Here is a 10,523-nt window from a genome sequence, read left to right as displayed (position 1 = left end):
TGTCATGCCACTTCCCCAACCCAGTTCCTGGGGCAACGATTCCCAGGGAATGCCGGTCTTGAGAACGAAGAGAATGGCACAGAGGGCTTGCCGGTTGCTGATCGGCTTACGGCCCGGATAACGCTTTCGACGCTTCTTGGGTACAGGCAACAATGGTTCAATCAATGCCCAGAGTTGATCATCCAAAATCGGTTTGGCCATAGCAGTGCTCCTTGCTCGCCAAACTCATAGCCTGACTGGACGAGAAGCACTAGCTCATTTTGTTAGATGCTCTAAGAAGCTTGATACCTTACGGAGTTTTCCGAACTGGATGGTGAGGTATTTATGCAGCGTAAAAGATGGAATAAGCTTGGGTTCTTTACATTTCTGGCTGGGTTCATCTTGTTGATAATGAGTATCCCTTTCGGTTGCGGGATGGAACTTTCGTCGATTGCTGATCGTACTACGAATAAGATTCTAGCCCATTTCCTGCTTCCAACCGTCGGTGTTGTATTGATCGCCATTTCGTTTCTTCTCGGATCACGTCATGGGGATCAATCATGACTGGTGGCTCTTGCCCCGGAGGGGCAATGGCTGGTAGCCAGGGGTAAGCGAAGCGCAACCCCTGGAAAAGAGAAAAGTGAAACTCTCACCCCGGCAGGGGTGACGGAGTTCAGCGCTACAGGCCGTTGCCCAAGCAGCCATAGCGCAACTGCAATCGGTATCAGCAGGCAGCCAAAAGTTGATGTGGCAGGGGTCAACGGATTGCAAGCACTGGTGATCTCGATGTAACTATATACCGTTGCCCCCTGCTGTTTCGCCGCGTGCAGGGGGCAGCGGCTCATGGGGCCCGCGAGAACACCTATCTCGCGCATCCGCTGACCCGCTGCCACGACTTTCTGGTATCATTTGTGTTGTTCAGTCTCGGTTCAAGAAAAGGCGACCAGACTTGAAATCCATTGGCATCCTATCGATACCCACGATATCCTGTTACCTGCGATCTCATTCATGCCTTGAACAATATGAACCTTCCTTTTCTCCCCTCTCCCCTGGAGGGAGAGGGGTTGGGGGTGAGGGGGTTCTTGGCGTGAGGCACACTTCGTTTCTCATCATCGGTGTAAACTATGTCCCTGGAAAAACGGGCTGAGGAATTTCGTCAGGCCTTTCAGCATGTACAGACAGAAATAGGCAAAGTCATCGTTGGTCATCGAGACATCGTCGAAGGTGTACTCACATGTCTTTTTGTAGGCGGGCACGCTTTGCTCGAAGGCGTACCCGGGCTGGGCAAGACTTTACTCGTTCGCACACTTGCTCAGGTACTGGATCTGAAATTCAACCGCATTCAGTTCACCCCTGATCTCATGCCCAGCGACATCATCGGTACCAACATCGTGCTGGAAGATGACCAGGGCCGACGTAACTTCCAGTTCCAGCGAGGCCCCATTTTCGCCCAGATCGTACTGGCTGACGAAATCAATCGTGCCACGCCCAAAACGCAATCAGCTCTCCTGGAAGCCATGCAGGAACACTCCATCACCGTGGGAGGTACTCAACACCGTTTGCAAGAACCATTCTTCGTCATGGCTACTCAAAACCCCATCGAACAGGAAGGCACCTACCCGCTTCCCGAAGCGCAACTGGATCGTTTCTTTTTCAAACTCGTCGTCAACTATTCCTCGCGTGAGGAGATTGGGTTTATTCTCGACCGCACCACACGCAGCGAATCTCCCCAGCCTGAAAAAGTCATGGATGGGGAAACCATTGTGAAATACCAGAACCTGGTCAAGGAAGTGCTGATCGCACCACCCATCCAGGACTATGCCATCCGATTAATCCTTGCGACACACCCCAAAGGCCCCTATGCCCATGCCCTGGCAAACCAGTACATCCGCTGCGGCGCCAGCCCACGCGGCGCCCAATCACTCGTCCTGGCCGCCAAGGTACGGGCACTCCTGGCAGGGCGGTACAATGTGAGTCTGGAAGATATCCGAGTTTCCTACCTGCCTGCCCTGCGACATCGTATTCTGCTGAACTTTGATGCCCAAGCGGAATCGGTTGATCCTGATTCACTGTTACAACAGATTCTCACAGGCACGCCGGAACAACTTAAGGATGCGGCCTAGTGTTGCGTCCTGCAAATAATCTGGCTCCCGGATCATTTTGAGTTTGATAAGTGGTGGCAGGTCAATGAATGTAATCATGCTCCCCCCTGATTCTCAAGAGGTTACTTCCTAGCGCGACATCAGGGTCGAGCCGAGTACCACACGACCCTGACACCGCTTGGAGTAGAAGACCTACACCCAGCCTGGTGACCAATTGAAAAACTTCGTTGGCATCTAAGTAATCGAAGGCGACACCACGAAAGCCCGCTTCGACCAAAAGGCAACACGCGGCCAACCGAATTCAAAAGCGAAGCCGGGTCGACAAACTTTGTTAATGTGTTCAAACGTGTGTAGAAGTATGTAGATTCTTACCGCATCTCATTTTCCCCCTACTCTTCAAGTCGCGAGCGGGTTCGCGCACTGCTGATCTTCATATTCTGAGATAACGCATCGAGTTTAATGCAATGACTTCGTGCGTACCCGCCCGACACTTAAAGAGTGCGGGGCTATCTGCAATGTGGATTTTCAACATATTAAAGCAAGATGACTACTTTCCGGCATATGAAAACCAGTAGCACATTGGCGACGTCTTGAGAGTGGTATTATCGTCCAGATGCTCACGGGGGAAGTTCGTCATGAAGTTTTCATTTTCACGTCGTGACTTGATGCAATCCGTACCAGCCATGGGACTGGCCACTGGCATTCTGACAGGAGTTTCCACTTCAACAGTCTGTGCAGAAACGCTTGCAACTTCCTCGATGTCACTCTGGACGGGCTACCCCAGGCAAAATCAGAAACTAGTGGCTGAGGTGGTAGGCTCGTCTCACTTCAACGAGCAACGAGTTAAGGAACTGGTGAAAGCATACCCGGAACTTGTGAATGCCTGGTGGGACTGGGGGTTTGGCGACTGGGAGTCGCCTCTGGGTGCAGCGTCGCACGTCGGCCATCGGGGCATCGCTGAATACCTTCTCGGGCAAGGGGCTCGTATCGACATTTTTGCAGCGGCCATGCTGGGCTTCACCGATGTAGTCATAGCTTTTGTGAAGCTGCAGCCGGGCATTCAGCGTACGCTTGGACCACACGGCATTACCCTGTTGGCCCATGCCAAGGCAGGCGGAAAGCAGGCTGCCGATACCGTTGCCTACCTGGAAACCCTTGGTAATGCCGATCTGGGTTTGAAAGTAGTAACGCTGGAAGAGGGACATAAGCAGCGATACCTGGGTGAGTTCGTTTCCAAACAGCCTGATGTCAAAGCTGTTTGCAAACTCAACAACGCAAAACGACTGGTCGTCGATTTTCGCGCTGGCGAATCAGAATCCACAGGCCGCCTCATTCATTATCTGGGGGACGATGCGTTTTTCCCGGCAGGTGTGCCAAGTGTCCGCATCCGCTTCAAAGTCGAAAACGAAAAGGCAGCCGCACTGACTATCCAGGGAAGTGTTCCCACATTAACCCTGCAGGCCATCGGCAACTAAACATTTGCGATACTGTTCATCACATTTACTGGTTGTGATTTGTCATGAATCAGTGTTAGACTATTAATCGAACCATACCATAAGGGAAAAGTTCCAAGGCAGGCTATCATGCGTCAGCAGATTGCCGATGGGCGTACTGATCTGGTGTTCGATTACCTTGCCCAGGGCAACTCCGCGAGTTGCCGAGGCGACGATGGCGTTTCGCTTATTCAGTGGTGTGCTTACCACGGTGATGTAAGTGCCATCCGGTTTCTGGTTTCGCGTGGTGCCTCGCTACAGGAATTGGGATCGAATCTCGATCTCAATGGTGCAGTCTTTCACGGGCATAAGGAGTTGTGCGAGTTTGTGATTGAGCACGGTGCCGATGTCAATCACCCGATGCCAGACACGGGCGAGACGCCGCTGCATTCAGCACTCTGCAAGACCGAGCACACGGTCTACAATCCCGTTCTCAAGGTGTTGCTGGCGAACGGTGCGAATCCAAATGTGGCCACGAAAGAAGGCGTTGAGACTGATTCATTCATGCGTGATTGCCGTACGAAAGGGGAAACGCCATTGCACCGTGCCGCCGCCTTCGGCGACGCGGATGCTATCCAAATGTTGCTGGATGCAGGAGCTGAAAAGGAAGTTCGCGATGCCTTTGGCGACACACCCCTCTCATGGGCAAGCTGGTACTTGCGTCCCCGCCCCATACTGCGAATGCTCTGTTATGGTAGATTTTCAGTAAAGGTGTGAAAGCAATCCGATTGTACCACCGTTTCTTGATGTTGGAAGCGATATGGGCGGGAATGGGTGTCGTTCTTTCGTATTCCAACATCGTAATATTTCATGATCACCCCCTCACCCTTGTCCCCTCTTTCGCTTGCCTCGCCATCCTGCTAACGTATCTTCATGCACGATTTTCTGGAACTGAAACGACAGGCACTGGCTCGCCATCTTCGCAAGGAGACGAACGGGGAAGTACATGCTGATGTGGTAAACAGGCAACTTTACAGCACCGATGCCAGCATTTATCAGATCGAACCTGTTGCAGTGTTTCTTCCACGCACTGCCGAAGATTTACGTTGTGCCGTCCAGATTTGTCGCGATCATCACACTGCCATCATTCCGCGAGGCGGTGGAACAAGCCTGTCGGGGCAATCCATCGGTGCCGGGCTGGTTATCGATGCCAGCAAACACCTGCGGAAAGTGCTTGACATTGATCCCACGCATCGCACGGCACGTGTCCAGCCTGGCGTGGTGCTCGAACATCTGAATCAGCAGGCAGCACAGCACGGGCTGATGTTCGGCCCCGATGTTTCCACCGCCAGTCGCGCTACTCTTGGTGGCATGATAGGCAACAATTCTGCCGGCTCCCATTCCATCGTTCACGGCCTGACCGTTGACCATGTGCAAAGTCTCGATGTGGTATTCAGCGATGGAACCACTGCTAAACTGCGAAGTGAATCGCTGCAGCATATCCTGATGCAGGATCGCAGCACCAGCAGAACCGCACAACTGTATCGGGCCATCCGCCAGATCATCACGCAGCATCACCAGGCTATCCGCGAGCGTTTCCCCAAGATTCTGCGGCGTGTTTCAGGCTACAACCTTGATCGGATGCTTAAAGGTTGGGAACAGGGATCACTCAATCTCGCCGAACTCATGACCGGCTCCGAAGGTACCCTTTCGTTAACCACCGAAGCTGTTGTGAAACTGGTGGAGAAGCCTCGCTATCGCGGGTTGCTCGTGCCACATTTTTCCAGTATGACCGCAGCACTCGAAACGCTCGATGTCTGCCTGGCAGTTCAGCCTTCCGCGGTGGAACTGATGGATCAGATGATTCTCGACCTGGCACGCAGGAACCTGTCGCTGCAAAGGAGGATGCAGAACATCGTTGGCCAACCTGCTGCCATCTTCCTCGTCGAAATCAGTGGCAACGACATCAATGAAGTGGAACACAAACTGACACGCTTGCACGGTACACTGCAGCGAAGCCCCGGCGTTACTCATGTGGTCAAAACGCTCGACGATGCCGAGCGCGAACCACTCTGGCGGCTCCGCGAATCGGGCCTGCCTTTACTCATGGGGCTGCCGGGCAAACGCAAGCCGATCACCTTCGTGGAAGATACTGCCGTCAGCCCCGAACATCTGCCTGTTTTCGTTGCTGTGTTTCAGGAGATCATGCAGCGGCACGGCACCTTCGGCGCCATCTATGGCCATGCCAGCGTGGGCTGTCTGCACATTCGCCCGGTGCTCGATTTAAGTCAGCAGGCCGACGTGCAGACCATGCGGCAGATCAGCGACGAAGTCAGCAGCCTGGTGCTCAAATACCAGGGCAGCCTGTCGGGCGAGCATGGGGATGGCTTGGCCCGTTCCGAATGGCTGCCGAAAATGTTTGGCCCGGAAATCTGCAATGCCTTTCAGCAGGTAAAGCAGGCGTGCGATCCTGAAGGGTTGTTCAATCCCGGCAAGATCGTGAATCCACAGCCGATGGATCAACAGTTGCGTTATCAAGTTGCCAGCCAGCAGAAACAATCGCTGCCTGCATTGTCGTTTGACTATGCCGAGGAAGGTGGCATCAGGCAGCACATCGAACTTTGTTCCGGCACGGGTGTCTGTCGGCGCACCTCGGTTGGCACCATGTGCCCATCGTACCGGGCAACGCTTGATGAAAAAGACAGCACTCGCGGCCGGGCTAACATTCTCCGCCTGGCGTTTCAGCAGCACGAGCCAATGGATGCACTGGCACAATCGGAAGTGAAGGAAGTACTTGATCTGTGCCTGGCCTGTAAAGCATGCAAAGCCGAATGCCCCAGCAATGTGGATATGGCCAAGCTGAAAGCTGAAGCTTTACAGCAGTATTATCAGCATCATCGCAGACCGTTGTCTGATCGAATCCAACGGTTCCTGCCCAGCTACCTGAAGCTCGGTTCCAACCTTGCTCCGATGATGAACACGGTTGGCAGCTGGTGGCTGGTGCGCTGGGCACTCGACCGCTGGGGCGGATTGGCCCGTGGTCGGAGTCTGCCTGTCTTCCATTTTCACCACTTTCGCCGCTGGTTCAGGAAACACCGCCGGTTGGAATCTGCCAGCAAAGTGCTGCTCTGGGATGATTGTTTCACCACCTACACCGAACCCGAAATTGGCCAGGCAGCGGTGCAGCTCATCGAAACCGCTGGCACACGAGTTGAGTTGGTAGAGCCAATCTGCTGTGGTAGGCCGTTGATCAGCAAGGGATATTTGACCCAGGCCAAGCTGCTGATTCAACGCCAAGCCACGAAGTTGGCTGAACGTATCAACGCGGATGTTCCGCTCTTAGGTCTGGAGCCGAGTTGCCTGCTGACATTGGTAGACGATTGGCCACAGTTGGTGCCGGGCACTGCGACGAAACACATCGCCCGCCACGCCAGCATGCTCGAAAGCTGGTTGCTTCAACAGTCGATGGATTACAACCCATTACAGCAACCCGTAGTGGTGCATGGCCACTGTCATCAGAAAGCGCTGATCGGTATGGAGGACACCGCCGCGGCATTACGCATGATTCCTCAAAGCCAAGTCACCCTGCTCGATACCGGCTGCTGCGGCATGGCTGGTGCGTTTGGCTACGAAAAAGAACACTACTCCCTGAGCCAGCAAATCGCCCAGCAAACCTGGTTGCCAATGTTCAAGCCTCACACCTTCGCCATCGTAGTCGCCAATGGCACCTCCTGCAGACATCAATGGAAGGATTTCACCGGACAGGTTGCGTTGCACCCAGTAAAGTTGTTGGCTGGGCAGGTGATCAGCAAGGATTCATAACCCGAGTCCCCATTTTGCCCTGGGCAGGTTCGGGCCGAATGCAGATATACTTTCCAAAGAATGCATAGCTTAAATTACTGGTCATTGACCAGTCTTCCTCCCTTCCCCATCTTCCTGAGCTTGCAATTTTCCCAAGTATGGGTATCGTCCATACACTTCGGAGAGTCTGTCTCAGGGATGGGAGTTGGTTATGAAGACCAGCCAGCGATGGATCATGTGCGGTTGTATCATGTTGCTGGGTTGCCACGGTGCACCGTCATTGGTAGCCCAGGGCAAGGCCGATCTTCTGTTCCCGCCAGCCGGGTCGCTGCCACAAGGCACCGGCAATCCACCAGCGCGTACTGCCAATGCACCGGCCATGCAACAACCTAGCGGAGCTATTCAACAGACCAGCAACACGCTGCCCAAAGGCACCGTGAAATCGCGAGTCATTGCCCGTGTCAATGGTTCACCCATTCTGGAAGAGGAAATCATCTCTGCCACCAACATGATGATGAACGAAGCGAAGAAACGTATCGCCCAGCAATACTGGGCTCAGCTCGAACGTGAACTGTCGCAGAAAGCACTGGATGATCTGGTGACCGAAGAGGCCATCATTCAGGATGCCGCCATCAAGATTCCTCCTCCTGCCATGAAGAACATTCAGGAAGTGGGGAACAAGGAATTCGACAAGATCATGCGTCGCGACAAGGAAGTGGTAAAGCTGAAAACCGAAGATGAGATTAAGGAATACTTCAACAACCAGGGCAAATCCATCGACCTGATGCGCAGGCAATTCGTCCGCAGCTTCATTGCCACCCAGTGGATTCGCGAACTCTGCCGCGACAAGAGCGATACGGAAACCACCCGCGAAAGATTGCTCGAATACTACCGGGCCAACCCCAACGAATTTCTCAAGAAGGAACGGGTCGTCTGGCAGCACATTTATATCGATGTCGACCGGTACAGTTCCGTGCAGGCTGCCAGGAAGGTTGCGGAAACCGCCTGGCAACTGCTCCGCAACGCGAAGACCGACAAGGAATTCAACGACATTGTCGAAAAATATGCTGATGGCATCTCCAAGGCACGCAGCGGATCAGGTGAAGGCAACTTCCGTGGCGACATCAGGCCAACCGAACTGGAACGCTTTGTTTTCGATCAACCGACAGGCGGGCAGGGGCCACTGGTGGAAACCTCGCGAGGCTACCACCTCTTCCGTGTGATAGAACATACGCCCGAAGAAATGATCAGCTTTGAAAAAGTCTGCAACGATCTCAAACGCAAGATGGAAGACCGCATCTATCAAGCCGAGTTCACCCGCCTCAGCAAGCAGATCAAAGAAAAAGCCTACATCGAAATGCTGGATAAGAATCAGTGATTGGAAACAATCTTCTCCCCTCTCCCTCTCGGGGAGAGGGGCCGGGGGTGAGGGGCTTTTCTAATGGCGAAGCCCATCGTGATGTAGGTAAAACCATAAACTGCAGGGCTGCGCCAGGAGGAAGAACCCCTCACCCTAACCCTCTCCCTGAGGGGGAGAGGGAACTCTAATAAACCACTCAACATGACAACGCCCTGCCAACTTCCGATAATACATGCAGGAGACCGCCTGCATGTCTGTATTGTTGCCGCCTGAGACCGATCCTGCACTGGTTGAAATGGATGTGCGCACCGATGAGATGCTCGTCAACATGGGGCCACAGCACCCTAGTACGCATGGCGTGTTGCGCCTGGTGCTTCGAACTGATGGCGAAGTCGTCTCCGAAGTGACGCCACATCTGGGTTATCTGCATCGCTGTGCCGAGAAAATCGGCGAATACGTCATGCCTGTCCAGTTCATCCCCTACACAGATCGAATGGACTACATTGCAGCGATGAACATGAACCTGGGCTACAGCCTGGCCATCGAAAAACTCTGTAGCATGCAGATTCCCGAAAAAGCCCAGGTCATTCGCATCATCGCTGTCGAACTCAATCGAATCGCCAGCCATCTCTTAGGTATGGGCGCTTACGGACTTGACCTTGGCAGCTTTACACCGTTCCTCTATGCATTCCGCGAGCGGGAAAAAATTCTGACGCTCTTTGAACAGCTTTGCGGCGCCAGGCTCACCTATTCCTACATCACTATTGGCGGAGTGCATGATGACCTGCCTACTGACTGGATCGAACAGTGCCGGGCGTTTCTCGATGAGTTCGTGCCGCACATTCAGGAATATCACACGCTGCTGACGCGAAACCACATCTTCATCAAGCGGACAGCAAACCTGGGCGTGTTGAGCAAAGCAATGGCCCTGGCCTACGGCTGCTCCGGCCCGGTGCTTCGCGCTTCGCTGGATAGTCGCAATCACGATACCGCCTGGGATTTACGCAAGATCGAACCTTACTCTGGCTACGAACGGTACGATTTCCAGGCCATCATTCCACCCTTCAAGGATGCACCCCGAGAAGCAGTCATCGGCGACAACTGGCATCGGTTTTACGTCCGCATGCTCGAAGTGATGGAGAGCATCAAGATCATCCGCCAGGCGCTCGATCGCTATCCCGCCGCAGCAGGCAGCCATCGCATCGAACCACCCCGCTATCTGAGTGCAGGTGAATGTTACGTAGAAACCGAATGCCCCCGCGGGCAAATGGGTTTCTACGTCGTCGGCCGCCCCGCCCGTGATGGTGTGCCCCTGCGAGTACGAGCCAGATCATCGTGCATGGCCAACCTCAGTGTGATTCACGAACTATGCAAGGGCTGCCTCATCGCCGACGTCCCCTCGATTTTAGGCAGCCTGGATATTATGATGGGTGAGATTGATCGGTGAAGCCTGGCTTGATGGGAGACTGACACATGACGCTAAACTTGGATAAACTATTACAAAAGTGGGTTGCAAAGCAGGCAGCATCGCTTGGCTACAAGAATGAAGAAGCCTACATTGCTCAGGTTTTGCAAGAAGAGAAAAAAAGAATGGCAGTAGCCAAGCTGATGAAAGACATGGAAGAAGCTGATGCGAGCGGGTTTGTCGAAGCCTCTGAAGAGATGTGGCAGGATTCCATCAAGAAAGTAAAAGCGCGCCTATGGCCAGCCTGCCAGCGGACGTGCGGTTCAACACCATTTAGCCCTCGACTCTTCAAGTCGGGGGCGGGTTCATGCGGCTATGAGATTTGTAACTCAGGAACAAAGGGCATGTTGACGTGGCCATTTTGATTCACGAAATATGGGAGG

The 10,523-nt window shown here is 53.7% G+C and carries 7 protein-coding genes and 1 pseudogene; 7 read left to right on the top strand and 1 reads right to left on the bottom strand.

What is annotated here, in order from left to right:
* On the bottom strand, positions 1-201 hold a 201-nt coding region (locus tag JNJ77_08700; protein ID MBL8822650.1), incomplete at its 3' end, for a transposase.
* A 902-nt stretch (positions 202-1,103) separates the two neighbouring features.
* Between JNJ77_08700 and JNJ77_08695 the strand changes: the two genes are divergently transcribed.
* The 7 genes and pseudogenes from JNJ77_08695 (at position 1,104) to JNJ77_08665 (ending at position 10,505) form a co-directional block, all read left to right on the top strand.
* On the top strand, positions 1,104-2,102 hold the full coding sequence (locus JNJ77_08695) for a MoxR family ATPase (protein MBL8822649.1): 999 nt from the start codon (positions 1,104-1,106) through the stop codon (positions 2,100-2,102).
* Between the two features lie 737 nt (positions 2,103-2,839).
* A pseudogene (locus tag JNJ77_08690) lies at positions 2,840-3,208 on the top strand (ankyrin repeat domain-containing protein).
* 456 nt (positions 3,209-3,664) lie between these two features.
* Positions 3,665-4,291, top strand: a complete 627-nt coding sequence (locus JNJ77_08685) for an ankyrin repeat domain-containing protein (protein ID MBL8822648.1) — start codon at positions 3,665-3,667, stop codon at positions 4,289-4,291.
* A 156-nt stretch (positions 4,292-4,447) separates the two neighbouring features.
* Positions 4,448-7,336 carry an FAD-binding protein gene (locus JNJ77_08680; GenBank protein ID MBL8822647.1) on the top strand — a complete coding sequence of 963 codons (2,889 nt, stop codon included), beginning with the start codon at positions 4,448-4,450 and terminating at the stop codon, positions 7,334-7,336.
* A 190-nt stretch (positions 7,337-7,526) separates the two neighbouring features.
* Positions 7,527-8,693, top strand: coding sequence for a peptidyl-prolyl cis-trans isomerase (locus JNJ77_08675; GenBank protein MBL8822646.1), 1,167 nt, complete (start codon positions 7,527-7,529; stop codon positions 8,691-8,693).
* A 232-nt stretch (positions 8,694-8,925) separates the two neighbouring features.
* Positions 8,926-10,122, top strand: coding sequence for an NADH-quinone oxidoreductase subunit D (locus tag JNJ77_08670; protein ID MBL8822645.1), 1,197 nt, complete (start codon positions 8,926-8,928; stop codon positions 10,120-10,122).
* Positions 10,123-10,148: 26 nt separating this feature from the next.
* Positions 10,149-10,505 carry a hypothetical protein gene (locus tag JNJ77_08665; protein ID MBL8822644.1) on the top strand — a complete coding sequence of 119 codons (357 nt, stop codon included), beginning with the start codon at positions 10,149-10,151 and terminating at the stop codon, positions 10,503-10,505.
* Positions 10,506-10,523 lie beyond the last annotated feature (18 nt).

The organism is Planctomycetia bacterium (genome assembly GCA_016795155.1).
Taxonomy (GTDB): Bacteria; Planctomycetota; Planctomycetia; order Gemmatales; family HRBIN36; genus JAEUIE01.
Note: the sequence above shows the minus strand (reverse complement) of the source record. Positions and strands in the feature narration are given on the sequence as shown.

Bases quoted from the DNA above. Each gene is read 5' to 3' on its own strand.
- JNJ77_08695 (MBL8822649.1), top strand. From the start codon at position 1,104: ATGTCCCTGGAAAAACGGGCTGAGGAATTTCGTCAGGCCTTTCAGCAT.
- JNJ77_08685 (MBL8822648.1), top strand. From the start codon at position 3,665: ATGCGTCAGCAGATTGCCGATGGGCGTACTGATCTGGTGTTCGATTAC.
- JNJ77_08680 (MBL8822647.1), top strand. From the start codon at position 4,448: ATGCACGATTTTCTGGAACTGAAACGACAGGCACTGGCTCGCCATCTT.
- JNJ77_08675 (MBL8822646.1), top strand. From the start codon at position 7,527: ATGAAGACCAGCCAGCGATGGATCATGTGCGGTTGTATCATGTTGCTG.
- JNJ77_08670 (MBL8822645.1), top strand. From the start codon at position 8,926: ATGTCTGTATTGTTGCCGCCTGAGACCGATCCTGCACTGGTTGAAATG.
- JNJ77_08665 (MBL8822644.1), top strand. From the start codon at position 10,149: ATGACGCTAAACTTGGATAAACTATTACAAAAGTGGGTTGCAAAGCAG.